Below are 18,988 nucleotides of genomic sequence, written 5' to 3'. Positions count from 1 at the left end.
ATACACAACCTCTTTTAACGGTGTGTGCCGATGGGTGGGGGCAGGCGGAGATGACGTTCAGGGTCGCGGTGGCGGGCTTCCTCCACGAAACCAATACGTTCGCTCCGGTTCGGGCGGATCTCGAGGCTTTCCGGGTCGGCGGAGGCTATATCGGGATGACGCGGGGGGCCGCGCTTCTCGATGCGGCGCAGAAGGTCAATCTCGGCATTGCCGGCGCGCTCGACGTCGCCAGGGAGCAGGGCTGGGACGTGGTGCCGACGCTCTGGGCCGGGGCGATTCCCTCCGGCTATGTGACGCGCGAGGCGTTTGAGTCGATCGCCGGCGAGATCGTGCAGCGGATTTCCGAGGCCGGGCCGCTCGACGGCGTCTTTCTCGATCTCCATGGCGCGATGGTGGCGGAGCATCTCGACGACGGGGAAGGCGAGATCGCCCGCCGCGTCCGCGCGGTGGTCGGTGACGCCGTCCCGATCACATCGGCGCTCGACCTGCACGGCAATATCTCAGCGGCCTTTGTCGACACGGTCGACGCGCTCGTCGCCTTCCGCACCTATCCCCATGTCGATATGGCCGCGACCGGCGCGCGGGCGGCCCGGCTTCTCCATGAGATGATGGCAACGGGCAGGCGGCCTGCGAAAGCCTTCCGGCGCATGTCCTATCTCGTGCCGATCCCGTTTCAGGCGACGGAGATGGCGCCGGGGGATGCGCTCTACGCCGAGATCGGTGCGCTGGAGCGGGAGGGGGTGCTCTCCGCCTCACTCTTCATGGGTTTTCCAGCGGCGGATATTCCCGATTGCGGCCCGACGGCCATGGCCTTCGCGGCGACGCAGGAGGAGGCCGAGCGTGCCGCCGACCGTATCGCGGCCGCCTATGAGGCGGCCGAGCCGCTCTTCGACAATCGCACTTTTACGGCCGAGGAAGCCGTGGCGGAGGCGGCGCGCATCGCCGCCGTCAAAACGGGTCCGGTCATCATCGCGGATACGCAGGACAATCCCGGGGCGGGCGGCGTTTCGGCGACGACCGGGATGTTGCGGGCACTCATCGCGGCCGATGCCCAAGATGCCGCGATCGGCCTCATCGTCGATCCGGCGAGCGCGGAAAAGGCGCATCAGCTCGGCGAGGGGGCGACGGCGCATTTTGCGATCGGCAGTCACCCCAGCGTTCCAGGCGACCATCCGGTCGAGACGGAGGCGGTGGTGGAGCGTCTTTCCGACGGGCGGCTTCATGCGACGGGTCCCTATTACGGCAGCGGACGGCTCGACCTCGGGCGATCGGCGTGCCTGCGCATCGGCGGTGTGCGCGTCGTCGTGACGAGTGGCATCGCGCAGATGGCGGACCGCGAAATGTTCCGTTTCGTCGGCGTTGTCCCGGAGGAGCAGGCGATCCTGGTGGTGAAAAGCTCCACGCATTTCCGCGCCGATTTCGCGCCCATCGCCTCAGAGATTCTGGTGGCCCTGTCGCCCGGCCCGATGCCTTTCAATCCTGCCGATCTGCCGTTCACGCGGCTTCCGGCCGACATGAAACTCTTCCCGAACGGACCTCTGTTCGGAGAAGCGAGCGCCGCAAAGGCGCATTCCGACCCAGGCGGGGAGAACATCGCCGCGGTCCAATAACGATAAAGCACAAACAGATCGAATCCGAGAGAGGGATGTATGCAGAGCTTGAAACCACTTTCTTGCATGAAGCGTAGCCTCGCCGCCGCGCTTCTTGCAGGCGGCGTGCTGTCCGCACCCGCTGTCGCCAACGCGCAGGATGATGGCAAGACCATCACGGCGGTGATGCATTCGGGTCTGCGCGTGCTCGACCCCGTGATCACCACCGCGCACATCACCCGCGACCACGGCTATATGATCTATGACGTCCTGACGGCCGTGGACGAGAATTTCGAGCCTCAGCCGCAGATGGCGGATTGGGACGTCTCCGACGACAAGCTGACCTACACCTTCACCCTGCGCGACGGGCTGAAGTTTCATGACGGAGCGCCGGTGACCGGCAAGGACGTCGTCGCCTCGCTCACCCGCTGGGGCAAGCGCGATTCCGGCGGTCAGATGATCTTCGACGTGACGGAGAGCCTCGAGGCGCCGGACGACAAGACCATCGTGTGGAAGCTCTCGGAGCCTTTTCCGCCGCTCCTCAACGTCATTTCCAAGCAATCGGCCGTGCCGCCCTTCATCATGCCGGAGCGGGTGGCGGAAACCTCGCCGGACGAGCCGATCACCGATTACACCGGCTCCGGCCCGTTCGTCTTCAATACGGACAAATACGAGCCGGGCGCTTCGGTCACCTACGATAAGTTTGAAGATTACGTGCCGCGCGACGAGCCGCCCTCCTGGATGGCCGGTGGCAAAAAGGTCAATGTCGATCATGTCGTCTGGACGACGATGCCCGACAATCTGACCGCGATGAACGCGCTCGCGGCCGGAGAGATCGATTATCTGGAACAGGTGCAGGTCGACCTGTTGCCGGTGATCGAGAACGCGCCGGACGTGACGGTCGAGATGCGTGACCCGCTCGGCTTCGTCACGATCGGGCGGCCGAACTTCCTGCATCCGCCCTTCGACAACAAGAAGGTGCGCCAGGCGGCGCTTCTGGCTCTGAGCCAGGAAGACGTGCTCGCCACCATGATGGGCTCCGACAAGTACTATAAAGTCTGCGGTGCGATCTTCGGCTGCGGAACGCCGCTCGGCGATGAATCGGGCTCCGAGCCGATCACCTCCGGCGCGCATCCGGAAGAGGCCAAGAAGCTTCTGGAAGAGGCCGGTTACGACGGCACGCCCGTGGTGCTCATGCAGCCGACGGACGTCGTCAGCCTGACCAATCAGCCGGTCGTCGCCGCACAGGCCCTTCGCCAGGCGGGCTTCAACGTCGACATGCAGGCCATGGATTGGCAGTCGGTCGTGCAGCGGCGCGCGCAGCAGAATCCTCCCTCCGAGGGCGGCTGGAACATCTTCTTCACGAACTGGATGGTGCCGGAGATTTCCGATCCGCTCATCAACGTGATGGTGAACGGGCGTGGCGACGATGCCTGGTTCGGCTGGCCGGACGATCCCGAGATCGAAAAGCTGCGTGACGACTTCGCGCTCGCTGAGGATCAGGAGGCCCGCAAAGCGGCCGCCGTCGCGATCCAGAAGCATGTGATGGACAATGTGAACTACATCCATCTCGGCGAATACAACATGCCTCAGGCGCGGCGGAATTCGATCCAGAACATGATCCCGTCGCCGGTTCCGGTCTTCTGGAACATAACGAAAGAGGCGGAGTGATCCACCTTCGGAGACGCGCTTTTGCGCGCGTCTCCGGCCGTCCTGTCTCGCAATTTGCGCTGAGGTTCGAACAGGCCTCGCGGCAAGGAGACCGATCATGTTCGGCTATATCCTGAAGCGGATCCTCGCCACGATCCCCGTGATGGCGATCGTCGCGGTCTTCGTCTTCCTTCTGCTTCGCCTGACCCCCGGCGATCCGGCGGCGATTCTCGCCGGCGATGCCGCCACGCCCGCGCAGCTCGAGCGCATCCGTGACCGGCTCGGCCTCAACGATCCTCTGCATATCCAGTTCTTCACCTGGATCGGGCAGATGCTGCACGGCGATCTCGGAACCTCCCTCATTTCCAGCACACCGGTTGCGGGCATGATCGGAGACCGGCTCGGGCCGACGCTCAGCATCGCCATCATGACCATCATCATCTCGGTGCTGCTGGCCGTGCCGATGGGCGTGATCGCGGCATGGCGCCATCGCACCTGGGTCGACTTCCTGGTGATGTCCTTCTCGGTGCTGGGCTTTTCCGTCCCCGTCTTCGTGATCGGCTACATCCTGATCCAGATTTTCGCGATCGAGCTGCGCTGGGTGCCGGTGCAGGGCTATGCGCCGCTTTCCTCGGGCATCGGTCCGTTCCTGACGCGGGCGATCCTGCCGTCGCTGACGCTCGCCACGATCTATGTGGCGCTGATCGCGCGCATGACGCGCGCCTCCATGCTGGAAGTTCTGGGCGAGGATTACGTGCGCACCGCCCGCGCCAAAGGCGTGCGGGAGAACGTCGTGCTTTTCCGCCATGCGCTGCGCAACGCCGCGGTGCCGATCCTGACGATCATCGGCACGGGCTTCGCGCTCCTCATCTCCGGCGTCGTGGTGACGGAAAGCGTCTTCAACATTCCCGGCATCGGCCGGCTCACCGTCGATGCGATCCTGGCGCGCGACTATCCGGTGATCCAGGCGATGATCCTGTTCACCGCCGGCATCTACGTCTTCGTCAATCTCATCGTCGACGTCTCCTATTCCTTCTTCGACCCGAGGATCCGCTACTGACATGGCTGAGATTTCCCCATCCCGCCATAGCGCCTTCCAGGTCTTGACCGGGGTGTTTTCGCTCCCGGCCGGAGCGCGTCTGGGCGCGGGCCCGATGATCGCGGCTGTCATCCTTGTCGCGATCGTGCTCGCTTCGCTGCTGGCACCGCTTTACGTGCCCTACGATCCGCTGGCGATGGATTCGATGTCCCGCCTGAAGCCCCCTTCGGAGGCGCACCTTCTCGGCACGGACCAGTATGGCCGCGACACCTTCAGCCGGGTGATGACCGGCGGGCGCGTCTCGCTCCTCATCGGCGTCGGTGCGGCTCTCGTCAGCGTCGTCATCGGCCTCATCATCGGCCTGGTCGCCGGCTTCTTCCGCGCCGCGGACGGCATCATCATGCGCATCATGGATAGCCTGATGGCGATCCCGGCGATCCTTCTCGCCATCGCGCTCGTCGCCCTCAACGGTCCGAGCCTCGGCTCGGTGATCATCGCCATCACCATTCCCGAAGTGCCGCGCGTCGTCCGCCTGGTGCGGTCCGTCGTGCTGTCGGCGCGCGAAGAGCCCTATGTGGAGGCCGCCATCGCGCTCGGCTCGTCGATGCCGAAGATCCTGGTCCAGCATCTGATGCCGAACACGCTCGCGCCACTCATCGTGCAGGGGACCTATGTGTGCGCCTCGGCGATCCTGATCGAAGCGATCCTGAGCTTTCTCGGCGCTGGCGTCTCAACCGAGATCCCGACCTGGGGGAACATCATGGCCGAGGGCCGAAGCTATTTTCAGGTGAAGCCCGGGCTCATCTTCTGGCCGGGACTTCTTCTGTCGCTGTGCATTCTGGCGATCAACCTCCTCGGCGACACCGCGCGCGATCTCCTCGATCCGCGGATGAAGAAGCGGGAGGGCTGAGATGCAGCTTTCATCGCGAGACTTTTCGAACGCGCACCGCGTCCTCAAAATCCGCGGGCTGAAGGTCGTCCTGACGGGACGCCCCAATGCGGCACCGGTCTTGAACGGCATCGATCTCGATATCCGGGCGGGGGAAAACCATTGCCTGGTCGGCGAGAGCGGCTCGGGGAAATCGGTCACCTCGCTCGCCGTCATGGGGCTTCTGCCGAAAGGGGCGCTCGAGGTGCAGGGCGGCGAGATCGACGTCGAAGGCTTCGAGATCACCACCGCGACGCATGCGCAGCTGCGCGAATTGCGGGCCCGGCGGATCGCCATGATCTTTCAGGAGCCGATGACGGCGCTCAATCCCGTGCTGCGGGTCGGCGAACAGATCGAAGAGGTGCTCAACATGCACACCGATCTGTCGCAGGCGGAAGCCAAGAAACGCACGCTCGACATCATGGAGCAGGTGCATCTTCCGGACGTTGAGCGGATCTATCAATCCTATCCGCACCAGCTGTCCGGCGGTCAGCGCCAGCGCATCATGATCGCCATGGCGCTCGTTCTCGATCCGCATTTGCTGATCGCGGACGAGCCGACGACGGCGCTCGATGTCACGACGCAGCTGCAGATTTTGAAGCTCATCGCGGAATTGCAGGAGCGCAAGGGAACGGCGCTTCTCTTCATCACGCACGATATGGGCGTGGTGGCGGAAATCGCCGACACGGTGAGCGTGATGCAGAATGGCCGGATCGTGGAGAAGGCCCCGATCCGCGAGCTGCTGACGAACCCGAAAGAGGCGTACACCAAAAAACTCCTGACCGCCGTTCCGAACCTGGCGCCGCGGCCGGCGCGGCCGGCTGCCTCGGCCAAGGACGTGCTCGACGTCCAGGATCTCGAAATGGTCTATGGCGGCGGCGGCCTTCTCAAGCGCCAGGGCGGCGTGAAGGCGGCGCAGGAGGTGAGCTTCACGATTGCGCCGGGCCGCACCCTCGGCATCGTCGGCGAAAGCGGCTCCGGCAAGTCCACGGTGGCGCGCTGCATCATCCGCCTGATCGATCCGACGGGCGGCCAGGTGAATGTCGCCGGCACGGATATCTCGACGCTGTCGCGCCGGCAGCTTCGGCCGCATCGCAAGCATCTGCAGATCGTCTTCCAGGATCCCTACCGCTCGCTCAATCCGCGCTGGACCGTGGCGCGCAGCCTTTGCGAGGGGCCGATCAATTTCGGCACGTCGAAGGCTGCGGCGATGGAGCATGCCGCGGAGCTGATGGAACTCGTCGACCTGCCGCGCGATGCCCTGAAACGCTATCCGCACCAGTTTTCGGGAGGACAGCGCCAGCGCATTGCGATCGCCCGCGCCGTCGCCATGAAGCCCGACTTGCTGATCGCCGACGAGGCGGTCTCCGCGCTCGATGTGAGCGTGCAGGCGCAGGTGCTCGACCTCCTGGACGACGTGCAGGAGAGGTTCGGTATCGCGATGCTCTTCATCACCCACGATCTGCGGGTCGCCGCACAGATCTGCGACGAGGTGCTCGTCATGCAGAAAGGCCGGGTGGTGGAGCATGGTGCCGCCGGCGCCGTCCTGCAGAACCCGCATGATCCCTACACATGCAATCTGATCGAGGCCGCGCCCGGCCGGGAATGGGACTTCGCCAATTTCCGTGCGCTCGGCACGCCGCCGTTCAACGAAGGAGCCTCCGCATGAGCGTCATCCCGAAGATCGAAGAATTCGCTGCCGAGCTGACTGCGATCCGGCACGACTTTCATGCGCATCCCGAGCTCGGCTTCGAGGAGACGCGCACCGCCGGTATCGTTGCGGAAAAGCTGCGCGCCTATGGCGTCGACGAGGTGCATGAGGGCATCGGCGGCACCGGTGTCGTGGCGCTGATCAAGGGAGAGGGCGGCGGCAACCGCAGGGTCGGGCTGCGCGCCGACATGGACGCTCTGCCGATCGAGGAGGCGTCGGGTGTCCCCTATGCCTCGCAAAACCCGGGGCGGATGCATGCCTGCGGTCATGACGGGCATACGACGATGCTTCTCGGCGCGGCGCGATATCTCGCCGAAACGCGCGATTTCGACGGCACCGTGGTGTTGATCTTCCAGCCGGCGGAAGAAGGGCTCGGCGGGGCACGACGGATGATCGCCGAAGGTCTCTTCGAGAAATTCCCCTGCGACGAAATCTACGGCATGCACAACGATCCGAATGCGGAGCCCGGGGTCGTCACCGTCGCGCCGGGGCCGGCGATGGCGGGGGCGAGCTTCTTCGACATCGCCGTGAAGGGCACCGGCAGCCATGCCGCCATGCCGCATCAGTCGAAGGATCCGATCGTCATCGGCACGGCGCTGGTGCAGCAATTGCAGAGCGTCGTCAGCCGCAACGCGCCGCCGACGAAGCCGGTGGTGATCTCGGTGACGACGTTCCATGCCGGCGCCGCCTACAACGTCGTGCCGGACACGGCGACGATTTCCGGCACGATCCGCTATTTCCACGACGACGTGGCGGAGATGGCGCATCAGCGGATCAAGGATCTCTGCGCCGGGCTGAGCCAGGCCTATGGCATCGAGATCACGGCCGATCTGCGCAACGTCTTCGACGTGCTGATGAACGACCCGGAACTCTCCACCGCCTATGTCGATGCGGCGAAAGAGGTCGTGGGTGCCGACATGGCCTTCGAAACCAGCGATCAGATGACCGGTTCGGAAGATTTCGCCGACATGCTGAAGGTGGTGCCGGGGGCTTATTGCCGGGTGGGGCATGCGGGGTCGATCGGGCTGCACAATCCGGCTTTCGTGCTCGACGACGCGATCCTTCCCGTCGGTGCCTCGATCTATGCGCGCATCGTCGAAAACCGCCTGAAGCGCGGCGCCTGACACAGCCGAAGCACTTTCCTTCTCCGATATTCAACCAGCCCGGCCCGCCCGAAGCGGCGGCCGGTAGAGGAGCTGTCTGATGATGAATCCGCTCGATCTGCCCTTCCATGCGGAGGAGATGCTCGCGGGCCTGAAGCCCTGGATCGAGACCGAAAGCCCGACCTTCGATGCGGCGGCGGTCAATCGCATGATGGACCTCGTGCAGCACGAGCTGGCAGCGCTCGGGGGCAAGGTCGAACGCATTCCGGGCCGCATGGGGCTCGGCGACAGCGTGCGCGCGACGATGCCGCATGCGCGGGCGGGCGAGGGGGGCATCCTGCTTCTCGGCCATCTCGACACGGTGCATCCGCTCGGCACGATCGACGTCCTGCCGTTCAAGCGGGAGGGCGAGATCTGCTACGGCCCGGGCCTGATGGACATGAAGGGTGGCAATTACGTCTATCTCGATGCGCTTCGGAAGCTCTTTGCCGCCGGGATCGAGACACCCCTGCCGGTCACCGTCCTGTTCACGCCCGACGAGGAGATCGGCACGCCCTCGACGCGTGAGCTGATCGAGGCGGAGGCGAAGCGCCACAAATATATCCTGGTTCCGGAACCGGCGCGCCCCGACGGCGGCGCGGTGATCGGGCGCTATGCCATCGCACGCTTCAACCTGACGGCGCGCGGCAAGCCGAGCCATGCGGGCTGGCAGCTCGCCGAAGGGCGTTCGGCGATCGCCGCGATGGCGAAGAAGGTCGCGGAGATCGAAGGCATGACGACGGAAGACTGCACGTTTTCTGTCGGCGTCTTCAATTCCGGGCGATGGGTGAATTGCGTCTCCTCCGTCTGCGATGCCGAGGTTCTGAGTATGGCGAAGACGCAGGAGCTTCTGGATGAAGGCATCGCCAAGATGATGGCCTTCAACTCCTCCAACGGCGATGTGACGCTGGACGTCACACGCGGCGTCACCCGGCCGGTCTGGGAGCCGGATCAAGCGGGCACGATGGAGATGTTCGGGCTCGCCAAGGAGATCGCCGGCGAGATCGGTTTCGAGCTGAGCGCCGCTTCCGCCGGCGGTGGCTCGGACGGCAATTTCACGGGCTTTCTCGGCCTGCCGACGCTCGATTCGATCGGCGTGCGCGGCAAGGATCTGCACACGCTCAACGAACATATCTATGTCGACAGCCTCGTCGAGCGGGCAAGGCTCGCCGCGGCGCTCTACTGCCGGCTGGGTGCGTGATGTCGGAAGCTCTGTCGCGGACGATGGAGATCCGCAAACATGTCGTTGAGACGGAACGCGGCGTCGTCGCCTCGCAGCATCGTCTGGCGTCGGAGGCGGGCGCCGAAGTGCTGCGGGCCGGCGGCGATGCCGTCGATGCGGCGGTGGCCTGCAGCTTCGTCTGCGGGGTCCTCGAACCATGGATGAGCGGCCCGGCCGGCGGCGGTGCAGCCATGCACTGGCGTGCCGACAGCGGCGAGGCGCATGCGCTCGATTTCGGCATGCGTGCGCCGGGGGGGCTGAAGATCGAGGATTTTCCTCTGTCGGGCGAGGGGGCGACCGCCGACCTGTTCCCGTGGGAGCGCGTCGTCGACGATCGCAACGTCATCGGTGCGAAAGCCGTGGCGGTGCCGGCGCTAGTCGACGGGCTGGAGGCCGCGCATCGGCGCTGGGGGCGCATGCCCTGGGCGGAACTGCTGGCGCCCGCCATTGCCCATGCCCGCGAGGGGATGAGGGTCGACTGGTATGCGGCGCTCATCATCGCCACGGCCACCCGCGATCTGGCGCGTGATCCGGATGCGGCGGCGATGTTTCTCGCCGACGGGCAGTGGCCGCGGCCGTTCTCATGGACGGGGATCGGGGAAGACCGGATCGACCAGAGCCGCATGGCGGACAGTCTCGACATTCTCGCGCGAGAGGGCGCGGCGGCGATGCATGGCGGCGATCTCGGCGCTGCGATGGCGCAGGATATCCGCGACAAGGGCGGCTATCTCACGCGCGATGATCTCGCCGGCAACTGTGCCGCGTTCAAAGCGCCGCTGTCGGTCGCCTATCGCGATGCGCTCTTTCACGCCGTGCCCGGGCTCACCGGCGGGGCGACTTTTGCCGGCGCCATCGCCGGGCTCGCCAAGACGGAGCTGCCGTCGCCGGATAAGGCCTATCCCGCCTATGCGCGCGCCCTCTTTGCGGCCTATCGCGATCGGCTGGAGCGCATGGGGCATGACGGAGAAATCCCCGAATGCGCCGGCTCGACGACGCATTTCTCCGTCGTCGACCGCGACGGCAATATGGTGGCCCACACCCAGACCTTGCTGTCGCTCTTCGGCTCGCGCGTGGTGTCGCCGTCGACCGGCTTTCTGATGAACAACGGCATCATGTGGTTCGATCCGGTCGCGGGGCGGGCGAACTCGCTCGGACCCGGCAAGACATGTCTGATGAATGTCTGTCCGGTGCTGGGCGAGGCGAATGGGCGGCGCTTTGCGCTAGGCGCCTCTGGCGGGCGCAAGATCGTTTCGGCGGTGACGCAGCTTGCCTCTTTCATGGCCGATTTCGGCATGGATCTCGGCGCGGCGTTTCGGCAGCCGCGCATCGATGCGTCGAGCGGGGAGCAGATCGTCGCCGATGCGGCGCTGCCGGCGGAAATCGTCTCGGCTCTGGAGGCTATCGCGCCGGTCAAAGCCGTGCGCCGGTCGATGCTGCCTTATCCCTTCGCCTGTCCGTCGGCGGTGATGGATGAGGGCGACAGGCGCTTCGGCATGACGGAAACGATGAGCGCCTGGGGCGACGCCGTCGCCGAGGGGGAGTGAGCTGTGGCCATGGTCGCGAATTCCAGACCTGACGCGTCAGATCCGGCCGATCTCAGCGCCATCGAGGCGCGGCGATTGATCGGGCGGGGAGAGCTTTCCGCCGAAGAACTCGCCCGCGCCTGCATCACCCGCGTCGAAGCGATCGATCCGGCGGTGAACGCGCTGGTGGCGCGCGATTTCGACGCCGTGATCGAAGGCGCGCGGAAGGCGGACCGGGACAGGGCGGCCGGGAACGCTCTCAGTCTTCTGCACGGCCTGCCCGTCGCCATCAAGGATATGAACGACGTCGCGGGTCTTGCGACGACGTTCGGCTCCGAGATTTTTCGGGGCAACGTGCCGAAGCGCGACGATGCGCTCGTCGCGGGGCTCAGACACGCCGGTGCGCTGCCGCTCGGCAAGACCAACAATCCCGAATGGAGTGCCGGCGCCAATACGCGCAACCGCGTCTACGGCACGACGGCCAACCCGCATGACCTCACCCGCAATTGCGGCGGCTCGTCGGGCGGGTCCGCCGTCGCGCTCGCCTGCGGCTACGCACCTCTCGCCTCGGGCTCGGATCTCGGCGGTTCGCTGCGCACGCCGGCCGCCTTCTGTGGGGTCGTCGGGTTTCGCCCGAGTTTCGGCGTGGTGCCGGGAGGCGCGCGCCGCACGAGCCTGTTGCCGCTTGCGACCTCCGGGCCGATGGCGCGCAACGTCGCCGATTGCGGGCTGATGCTCTCGATCATGGCGCGTCCCGATCCGCGCGATCCGTTTACGGCCGTTGTGGGCGGCAAGACGGCGTGGAAGCCAGATGATTTCGCCTATCTGCCGCGCTGCGATCTCGCCGCGCTCCGCTTTGCGGTGACGGAGGATTTCGGTTTCGCTCCGGTCGAGGCGACGAGCCGGCGCGTATTCCGCAAAGGGGTCAACGCCCTTTTGCCGTTTCTACGCTCGTGCGAGGAGACGAGCCCCGATTGCACGGATGCCGATCGCATCTTTGCCGTGCTGCGGTCGGTCATCTTTCTCTCCACGCATGCGGCCTTCGTCGACAAGAGCCCCGAGCTCGTCGGCGAGAACGTGACGGAGAATGTTCGCGAGGGACGGTCCTACAGCGCCGAAGACGTGGCGCAGGCGCTGGTCATGCAGGGCAATTACGACCGGCGCTGGCAGCGTTTTTTCGACGAGTGCGATTTCATCCTGTCGCCGGCGGTCACGGCGCAGCCTCGGGACTGGCACGAGGCCTATCCGAGGGAGATCGATGGGCGGCCGACCGCGAGCTATTATCACTGGCTGGCTTGCGCTTATGCCGCGACGATCGCCGGATGTCCCTCGATCACGATCCCGTGCGGGCGGGACGAGAACGGTATGCCGTTCGGCCTGCAGATCATCGGGCGACGGCATGACGATCTGCGGCTTCTTGCCGTCGCGGCCGAACTCGAAGCTTTGATTGCCGGCCTGTCGGAGTTGGCGCCGAAAGGCCCCGACCTCGTGGCGCTTTCGAATGCGCCGAAGCTCAGTGCAGCCGAGGGGTTCTGGGATGTTCCATGAGGCGGGGCGGCGCTGTGGGCGGGCAGCGCTGCGTCAGCCGGTCCTCCCGGGACGGGCGAGTTGAAGGGGGACGCGACGGCGCGCACATGTTATGGCCGGTTTCATGAGTGCCACCGATTTCGCGCAATGTGTGGAACCGAGCCGGGCGAAACGGCTCAAGGCCGCGACGGACGAAACGCATCAGCGGCTCGACCAGACGGTCATGGCCTGCGACCCGTTTTCCAGCCTTGAACGCTACCGGTTGTTTTTGAAGATGCAGCATCGCGTGTTCTTCGACGTCGACGCGCTGTGTTTTCATCCCGAGCTCATCGCTCTCCTGCCCGACCTTCCCGAGCGGCGGCAGCTGCATCTCGTCGAGCAGGATTTCGCCGATCTCGGGCTCGTCCTGCCACCGCCGGAACTGGAGCCCGTCTTCGGCAAGGGCGCGATCGATGTGCCGACGGCGCTCGGCTATCTCTACGTCACCGAAGGCTCCAATCTCGGCGCGGCTTTTCTCATCAAGGAAGCCAAGAAGATCGGCCTGTCGGAGAGTTTCGGGGCGCGCCATCTCGCCGGTGCGGAAGAGGGCCGGGCCCGGTCCTGGCGAGCCTTCACGAATGCGCTCGACGCCGTCGAGCTTTCGCCGGAAGAGGAGGCCCGGGCCGTGGCCGGGGCGGAAGCCTCCTTCGAGCGCGTTTTCGTGCATGTCGAGAGTGCCTTCGGCAAGGTTCAGGCGCCCCGCTAGGGCTGCGCGCGGCAGCGGGGGACCGTTGCGCGCCGAAGCATGTGTGTGCCGCTTTGCGCCTGTTGCGCTCATTTTACATTCTGTCGTTGTTTTTTGCGCCTTGCGGCACATCGTGCTGCGGTTTTCGCGTGTTTGTGCGGTTGAGAGAACGCCGTCGGCCAGAGCTTTGTTCGTGCGCAGTTTACGAGATTGGCGGATAGAGCGACGCCGGCCTTGTATTCTTAAGCCTTTCCATCAACTTTGACGGGTGAAGATGCGCAGGCGGCGAAGATATTAGAATGCTCCAGTTTATCCATATGATCGAGAGTGCGGCTCTTGTGACGCTCGCCATCCTGGCGCTGTCGTTTCTCGGGCCGCGGCTCGACCGGTCGCATTGGCTGAAGGGCGGCGTCACCGGTCTGATTTTCGGATTGACGGGATTGTTGAGCATGGCGGCGCCGATCGTGCTTGCGCCGGGCATCGTGGTGGATGCGCGCAATGTCGTGATGGCGCTCTCTGCTGGTCTCGGCGGGCCGATCAGCACGGTCGTCACGGGCGCGATGCTCGTTGCCATGCGCGTCTGGTTCGGCGGGGCCGGGATGGTCGCCGGCATTTTCGCGATCCTTGTCGTGGGCGCTGGCTCGACGGTCGTCTGGTTCGTCATCAACCGGCGATATCAGGGGCGGCTCAACATCGGCGGGCTCTTTGCGCTTGCCGCGATCGCAGCGGCGACGCCGGCGCTCCTGCTCGTCTTCATCCCGAATCTGTCGGGGAAGATGGCCTTCTCCCTTCTGTCGCTGCTGGTGCCGACCAACTTCGTCGCTGTCATCGTGCTCGGGCTTTTGTTCCTGGGCGATCTGCAGAGACGCTGGGCAATCGCCGCCTATGGCGAAAGCCGGCTGTTGCTGCAGGCGATGGTCAACAACGCGCCGGGGGTTCTCTTTCAGCTCAAGGAGGAGCGGCCGGGCTCTGCCTCGTTCACCTATGTGTCGGCGGGCGTGAAGCGGTTCCTCGGCATCGGAGTGGAGGAATTGCTGGCGGATTCCTCGCATATCGACCGCCTGTTTTCGCCCAATGATCTGGCCCGGGTGAGGGAAAAGCTCGCCACTTCGGCGAGCAGCATGCAGTCCTGGGTGATGGAAGCCGAGCTCGCCGTTCGCGGTGGCGGCAAGGTGTGGGTGCGTATTGCCGCCAAACCCCGCATGGATCCGAGCGGCAAGGTGATCTGGGACGGCTCGCTCTTCGACATCACCGACCGCAAGCGCATGGAGCAGATGAAGAACGATTTCATCTCCACGGTCAGCCACGAATTGCGCACGCCGCTCACCTCCATCCGCGGCTCTCTCGGCCTTGTCGCCGGCGGTGCGGCCGGCGAGCTGCCGAAGAAGGCCGCGAGCCTGATCAACATCGCGCATTCCAACTCGGAACGGCTCGTGCGCCTCATCAACGATATCCTCGATATCGAAAAAATCGAATCCGGGCGCATGCCCTTCGAGCCGATACCGGTCGGGCTTCATCCCGCCGTCGAACAGGCGGTGGAGGCGAGCCGCGACTATCTTGCGGACCGGAATGTCGAGATCAGCGTCGTCGACGATGCGCCGGATGCGAATCTCTACGTCGATCCCGACAGGCTGCATCAGGTGCTGACGAACCTCTTGTCGAATGCCATCAAATATTCGCCGGAAGACGGGACCGTCGTCGTCAATCTATGCCGCCATGGCGACAGTCTGCGCATCTCCGTCATCGACAACGGGCCGGGCATTCCCGAAGCCTTCAGGAGCCGCATCTTCCGACGCTTCGAGCAGGCTGATTCCTCGGCGACACGCCAGAAGGGCGGCACCGGCCTCGGCCTCAATATTGCGAAAGCCATCGTGGAGCGCTCCGGCGGGGACATCAGCTTTGAGAGCGAGCCGGACGTCCGCACCGTCTTCCATGTCGATCTTCCCGAATGGCACGTCACGCGCGAGGCATCGCCGGCGGTTGAGATGTCTTTGCCTGCCGAGACGTCGCGGACGGTTTTGATCTGCGAAGATGCCGAGGACGTTGCGGAACTGATTGCCGAGAACCTGCAGCAGGAAGGCTTTCAGAGCACGATCGCCCGCAATGTCGCAGCTGCACGCCGCGACATTGCTGCCAAGGATTATCTGGCCGTGATCGTCGATCTCGATCTGGAGAACGAGGCAGGTTTGTCGCTCATTCGCGAACTCTGCGATGCGACCGCCGACCGAGGCATGCCGGTCATCATGATTTCGGCCAGCATCGACGATGCGCAGCGGGTGCTCAACGGCTCTGCCGTCGGGGTGGCCGCGTGGCTGGAGCGGCCCAGGAACATGGAGGAGTTGCGGCGGGCGGCGTCAGTGATCGCGGCGCGTCTATCGCACCGGCGTCCATCCATCCTGCATGTGGAAGACGACGACAGCCTTCTGGAGGTGATGGCGGCCGAACTTGGCGAGGAGATGCAGGTCGTCAAGGCGCGCACGATCGCAGAAGCGAAAGCCGCTCTGTCGCGCACGACGTTCGATCTCGTCATCCTCGATCTCGGCCTGCCGGACGGACAGGGCGCCTGCCTTCTCGGCACGATCCCGAGCGGGACGGCGGTGATCATCTTTTCTGCTGCCGATGCGGAAAAGGATGTCGCCAAACGGGTGCAGGCGGCGATGACGAAGACCCGGACGTCGGAGAAGGCGATCGCCGATCTGGTGCGCAAGCTCGCCTTCGAGCACCTTGAAAAGGATGAGGCCGCGCAACGCCGCGAAATGGGAGCCATCAGATGAACTTTCGTGTGCTTTATGTCGACGACGAACCGGATATCCGCGAGGTCGCTGCGCTATCGCTCGAACTCGACGAGGCATTCACGGTGCGCACCTGTTCGTCGGGAACCGAAGCGCTCGTCGAGGCTCCCAAGTTCGAGCCGCATCTCATTCTGCTCGATGTGATGATGCCAGGTATGGATGGGCCGGAAACCCTGAAGCAGCTGAAAGCCGATCCGCGGACCGCTGACGTGCCGATCGTCTTCGTCACGGCGAAGACGCAGACGACGGAGATCGCTCGCTTCATGGCGATCGGTGCGGCCGGCGTCATCCGGAAGCCCTTCGATCCGATGACGCTTGCCGAGCAGGCCCGCAGTTATTTGAGCTGAAGAATGTGAGGCCGGCGCCGCGGGCTATTCTTCCGCGGCCGCCTCGAGAGCCTGAAGCAGGGCTTCAAGCGCTTCGCGGCTTTCTGCGCAGGTGCAGGACGTTTGCCGCATCACCTGCTCGGCCCGCAAAGCGCGCTCGCTGATTTCGGGATAGCCGAAAGTTCCGCCCGCCCCGGCGAGCGAATGCACGCGCAGGATCAGCTCCGCCTCTTCGTCGGACGAGAGCGGCTCATTGCGATTGATGAGTTCGTCGATCCAGTCGTGCTCGCGCCGGCAGCGCTTACGAAAGCGGTTGTGGATCGATCCGGAAGTGGGGGCCGACATCTGCGCTCCTGGAGACGGTGTCTCGCCTTCGGGTCTATGGCGGTGGCTGGCGGAGACGCTGCCTGCCAGAATGTCTCTTTTTGAATGCCATCGCCCAAACTGCAGGGCCACTACGACAGGCATACGCAGTTGCGGTTAAGAAAAGACTGGCAGGTCTCGTAAATGCCTAACGATTTGCCGGCTTAATACCGGTTTGAGTGCGTGCCGCCGATGCTTCTTGCAAGGCGCCCGCGGCGGGCTGCTTCAGCGTTCGATGTGGGAGAGAAGGAAGGGCCGCAGACGCGGATCGTGGTAGTCGCGGATTGCAAGTGCCGCACCCGCGTCCAGCAAAGCCTTCTCTTCAAGGCTCGATCGAAGGCCGACGGTCGGCACGCCGGCCCTCACGGCTGCCGTCAAACCCGGAATCGCATCTTCGAAGGCGACCGAGTTTTCAGGGGCGACGCCGAGCCGCTCCATCGCCGTTTGATAGGGCAGCGGGTCCGGCTTGCCGCGCGGAAGCTCGTCAGCGGAGATCAGGATGTCGAACGCGTCGGAAAGCCCGACACCGGCGAGGATCGCCTGCTGATTGGCGATCGGCGCATTGGTGACGAGCGCGAGCCCCCAGCTCTTCTTCCGCGCCCAGGAGAGAAGCTCGGGCATCCCGGCGATCGGCTCCGCACCCCGCTCCAGAAGCTCGCGGAACAGCGCTTCCTTCTCATCGGCGATGTCGGCGTGCTGCGATGCGTCGATATGGGGGAAGAGTTCGGCGCAAATCTCGTCGTTGGTGTGTCCGGAGATGCGGGTGCGGAAGATCTCCTCGTCGATCTCGGCGCCGTATTTCTCGCCGATCTTCTGAAAGGCCTCGTAATGATAGGGATCGCTGTCCATCACCGTGCCGTCGAGGTCGATGAGGAGAGCGCCTTTGAGCGAGCGGGAAGGGGACAGGATGGCCTCGTTCGGGTGAGAGGTTGAGATTTGCGTAGGCCCCGGTGCTCAGGACCGCGAGCGCGTGCCTCAGGCGGAATCGCGCATGATCAGCTTTGCTTCAAGAAGCGTCGGCCCGGCTGGTTCCGTTTTCGACGGCGTTTCGTCGGATTTGCCGATCATATCGAGAAGACGTTTCAGGCTTGTGGTCGCAAGCCCCGAATAATCCTGGGCAACAGTCGTCAGGGCAGGACAGGTGTAGCGGCTCAAGGGATGATCGTCATGGCCCGCGACCCGGAGATCGGCGTCGGCGCTGCGGCCGATCTTGAGACCGCGCTGATAGGCGGCCGCCATGACGCCGAAGGCGAGGCGGTCGTTGGCGCAGAGGACCGAGCGCGTCGGAAAGCCGCCGCGAGCGAGGATCTTGTTGGTCTCCTCGAAGCCGACGGTTTCAAAATCCCAGTCGGCGGATTCCACGGAGAGCACATGCGCCTCGAAGCCGAGATTGGCCATCGCCCGTTCATAGGCGGCGCGGCGTTCCGTGGCGTTGCGGTTGACGCGCGGCATTTCGAGGAAGCAGGGGCGCTCGCCGGTGCGGCAGAGATATTCCACCATCAAGGAGACGCTCTGCGCATTGTCGGTGCCGACGAAGGGCTGGTCTTCGGCGGCGCGCGAATCGAGGAAGACGAGCGGCATCGCCTGGCGCAGCTCGCGGATGAGGCCTGCATCGGATTCGTAGCCGAGCGGCGCGACGACGGCGCCCGAGAGCTTCAGAGATTGCAGCATCTGGATGGCCTTGGCCTCCAGATCCGGCTCGCCGTGCGAGCTCAACACGATCGCCCAATAGCCCTGGCGAAGGCTCGAAATCTCGATCTGCCTGACGATCTCTGCATAGAACGGGTCGGAGATGTGGGGGACGATGACGCCGATGTTGCGCGGATTGCGGCGGTTGAGGTTCACCGCGAAAATGTTCGGCTGATAATTGTGGCGCGCCAGCGCCTCCTCGATGCGCTGCCGGGTGGAGGCGCGCACGGAACTCGGGTCCTGAAAGTACTTGGAGATGGTCGGACGGGAGATGCCGGCGGCGGCCGCGAAATCCTCCATGTTCCTGATTTTCTTGCCGCTCATCGGGAGGTTCCGCAGCTGTCTCTGTCGAGGTTGGCGTTGCTTTGGGCCGGCCAGGAGATTCGGACGGCGAAGGAATTCGGCATGATTGAACCGATTTCCGGCTCAATCCAAAACGAAGACAATCGGCCAGGCTCCTTTTTGCCGTGACGAGAGGAGGGCGGTCACGGACAAGTTATCTGGCACGCGACATTTCAATTCTTTACGCGCGACAAATTTAAATTGACATTTTGTCCCATGAAGTGTCATCTGGCGTCAATAACAATTTGATGAAAGGAGGCGCGGCCCGTGCCCGCGCATGTGCCGGTTCAGATTTCTCGTGGTCCCGTTTTCGCCTCTCTCAGGCACGGCTTTCGCCGCTGCCGGTGACGCGCGCTGAGATGACCCGAAGATCGGAAGCTGGCGCCTCGGCGCGACGAGAAAAGCCGTTCGCGACAAAGCC

At 64.6% G+C, this 18,988-nt stretch carries 15 protein-coding genes; 12 read left to right on the top strand and 3 right to left on the bottom strand.

Annotated features, from left to right (window positions below; translation table 11 throughout):
* Nucleotides 1–50: 50 nt before the first annotated feature.
* From NYQ83_RS10150 to NYQ83_RS10095, 12 genes are all read left to right on the top strand, one after another.
* On the top strand, nucleotides 51–1,610 hold the full coding sequence (locus NYQ83_RS10150; protein WP_261214477.1) for a M81 family metallopeptidase: 1,560 nt from the start codon (nucleotides 51–53) through the stop codon (nucleotides 1,608–1,610).
* 66 nt (nucleotides 1,611–1,676) lie between these two features.
* Nucleotides 1,677–3,260, top strand: a complete 1,584-nt coding sequence (locus NYQ83_RS10145; protein WP_261215170.1) for an ABC transporter substrate-binding protein — start codon at nucleotides 1,677–1,679, stop codon at nucleotides 3,258–3,260.
* A gap of 97 nt (nucleotides 3,261–3,357) precedes the next feature.
* Nucleotides 3,358–4,299, top strand: a complete 942-nt coding sequence (locus NYQ83_RS10140; RefSeq protein WP_128291404.1) for an ABC transporter permease — start codon at nucleotides 3,358–3,360, stop codon at nucleotides 4,297–4,299.
* Nucleotides 4,300–4,393: 94 nt separating this feature from the next.
* Nucleotides 4,394–5,188: an ABC transporter permease gene (locus tag NYQ83_RS10135; protein ID WP_234629372.1), complete on the top strand. Its 795-nt coding sequence runs from the start codon at nucleotides 4,394–4,396 to the stop codon at nucleotides 5,186–5,188.
* 1 nt (nucleotide 5,189) lies between these two features.
* On the top strand, nucleotides 5,190–6,875 hold the full coding sequence (locus NYQ83_RS10130; protein ID WP_261214475.1) for an ABC transporter ATP-binding protein: 1,686 nt from the start codon (nucleotides 5,190–5,192) through the stop codon (nucleotides 6,873–6,875).
* A complete protein-coding gene (locus tag NYQ83_RS10125) occupies nucleotides 6,872–8,041 on the top strand; it encodes a M20 aminoacylase family protein (protein ID WP_261214473.1) in 1,170 nt (389 codons plus the stop codon). The genes NYQ83_RS10130 and NYQ83_RS10125 overlap by 4 nt, the downstream gene beginning before the upstream one ends.
* Before the next feature lie 82 nt (nucleotides 8,042–8,123).
* Nucleotides 8,124–9,260, top strand: coding sequence for a M20/M25/M40 family metallo-hydrolase (locus NYQ83_RS10120; protein WP_261215169.1), 1,137 nt, complete (start codon nucleotides 8,124–8,126; stop codon nucleotides 9,258–9,260).
* A complete protein-coding gene (locus NYQ83_RS10115; protein WP_261214471.1) occupies nucleotides 9,260–10,825 on the top strand; it encodes a gamma-glutamyltransferase in 1,566 nt (521 codons plus the stop codon). Before NYQ83_RS10120 ends, NYQ83_RS10115 begins: the two co-directional genes overlap by 1 nt.
* A gap of 9 nt (nucleotides 10,826–10,834) precedes the next feature.
* Complete coding sequence (locus tag NYQ83_RS10110) at nucleotides 10,835–12,352, top strand: amidase (protein WP_261215168.1); 1,518 nt, start codon at nucleotides 10,835–10,837, stop codon at nucleotides 12,350–12,352.
* A 103-nt stretch (nucleotides 12,353–12,455) separates the two neighbouring features.
* A complete protein-coding gene (locus NYQ83_RS10105) occupies nucleotides 12,456–13,076 on the top strand; it encodes a biliverdin-producing heme oxygenase (protein ID WP_128291410.1) in 621 nt (206 codons plus the stop codon).
* A gap of 278 nt (nucleotides 13,077–13,354) precedes the next feature.
* Nucleotides 13,355–15,829 carry an ATP-binding protein gene (locus tag NYQ83_RS10100; RefSeq protein ID WP_128291411.1) on the top strand — a complete coding sequence of 825 codons (2,475 nt, stop codon included), beginning with the start codon at nucleotides 13,355–13,357 and terminating at the stop codon, nucleotides 15,827–15,829.
* Entirely contained in the window at nucleotides 15,826–16,194 is a 369-nt protein-coding gene (locus tag NYQ83_RS10095) for a response regulator (RefSeq protein WP_128291412.1), read from the top strand. The genes NYQ83_RS10100 and NYQ83_RS10095 overlap by 4 nt, the downstream gene beginning before the upstream one ends.
* A 24-nt stretch (nucleotides 16,195–16,218) precedes the next feature.
* On the opposite strand, the gene NYQ83_RS10090 is transcribed toward NYQ83_RS10095, so the two are convergent.
* The 3 genes from NYQ83_RS10090 to NYQ83_RS10080 form a co-directional block, all read right to left on the bottom strand.
* On the bottom strand, nucleotides 16,219–16,518 hold the full coding sequence (locus NYQ83_RS10090) for an Hpt domain-containing protein (protein WP_261214469.1): 300 nt from the start codon (nucleotides 16,516–16,518) through the stop codon (nucleotides 16,219–16,221).
* Nucleotides 16,519–16,761: 243 nt separating this feature from the next.
* A complete protein-coding gene (locus tag NYQ83_RS10085) occupies nucleotides 16,762–17,406 on the bottom strand; it encodes an HAD family hydrolase (RefSeq protein WP_261215167.1) in 645 nt (214 codons plus the stop codon).
* A gap of 105 nt (nucleotides 17,407–17,511) precedes the next feature.
* Nucleotides 17,512–18,549, bottom strand: coding sequence for a LacI family DNA-binding transcriptional regulator (locus NYQ83_RS10080; RefSeq protein WP_128291415.1), 1,038 nt, complete (start codon nucleotides 18,547–18,549; stop codon nucleotides 17,512–17,514).
* Nucleotides 18,550–18,988 lie beyond the last annotated feature (439 nt).

The sequence above is a fragment of the Afifella sp. JA880 genome (assembly GCF_025379905.1).
Lineage (GTDB): Bacteria > Pseudomonadota > Alphaproteobacteria > Rhizobiales > Afifellaceae > Afifella > Afifella aestuarii.
The sequence above is the reverse complement of the archived record's forward strand: the minus strand, read 5'-3'. Positions and strand labels throughout refer to the sequence as shown.

Bases quoted from the DNA above. Each gene is read 5' to 3' on its own strand.
- NYQ83_RS10125 (WP_261214473.1), top strand. From the start codon at position 6,872: ATGAGCGTCATCCCGAAGATCGAAGAATTCGCTGCCGAGCTGACTGCG.
- NYQ83_RS10140 (WP_128291404.1), top strand. From the start codon at position 3,358: ATGTTCGGCTATATCCTGAAGCGGATCCTCGCCACGATCCCCGTGATG.
- NYQ83_RS10100 (WP_128291411.1), top strand. From the start codon at position 13,355: ATGCTCCAGTTTATCCATATGATCGAGAGTGCGGCTCTTGTGACGCTC.
- NYQ83_RS10110 (WP_261215168.1), top strand. From the start codon at position 10,835: ATGGTCGCGAATTCCAGACCTGACGCGTCAGATCCGGCCGATCTCAGC.
- NYQ83_RS10105 (WP_128291410.1), top strand. From the start codon at position 12,456: ATGAGTGCCACCGATTTCGCGCAATGTGTGGAACCGAGCCGGGCGAAA.
- NYQ83_RS10150 (WP_261214477.1), top strand. From the start codon at position 51: ATGACGTTCAGGGTCGCGGTGGCGGGCTTCCTCCACGAAACCAATACG.
- NYQ83_RS10090 (WP_261214469.1), bottom strand. From the start codon at position 16,518: ATGTCGGCCCCCACTTCCGGATCGATCCACAACCGCTTTCGTAAGCGC.
- NYQ83_RS10145 (WP_261215170.1), top strand. From the start codon at position 1,677: ATGAAGCGTAGCCTCGCCGCCGCGCTTCTTGCAGGCGGCGTGCTGTCC.
- NYQ83_RS10135 (WP_234629372.1), top strand. From the start codon at position 4,394: ATGATCGCGGCTGTCATCCTTGTCGCGATCGTGCTCGCTTCGCTGCTG.
- NYQ83_RS10130 (WP_261214475.1), top strand. From the start codon at position 5,190: ATGCAGCTTTCATCGCGAGACTTTTCGAACGCGCACCGCGTCCTCAAA.
- NYQ83_RS10095 (WP_128291412.1), top strand. From the start codon at position 15,826: ATGAACTTTCGTGTGCTTTATGTCGACGACGAACCGGATATCCGCGAG.
- NYQ83_RS10115 (WP_261214471.1), top strand. From the start codon at position 9,260: ATGTCGGAAGCTCTGTCGCGGACGATGGAGATCCGCAAACATGTCGTT.
- NYQ83_RS10080 (WP_128291415.1), bottom strand. From the start codon at position 18,549: ATGAGCGGCAAGAAAATCAGGAACATGGAGGATTTCGCGGCCGCCGCC.
- NYQ83_RS10120 (WP_261215169.1), top strand. From the start codon at position 8,124: ATGAATCCGCTCGATCTGCCCTTCCATGCGGAGGAGATGCTCGCGGGC.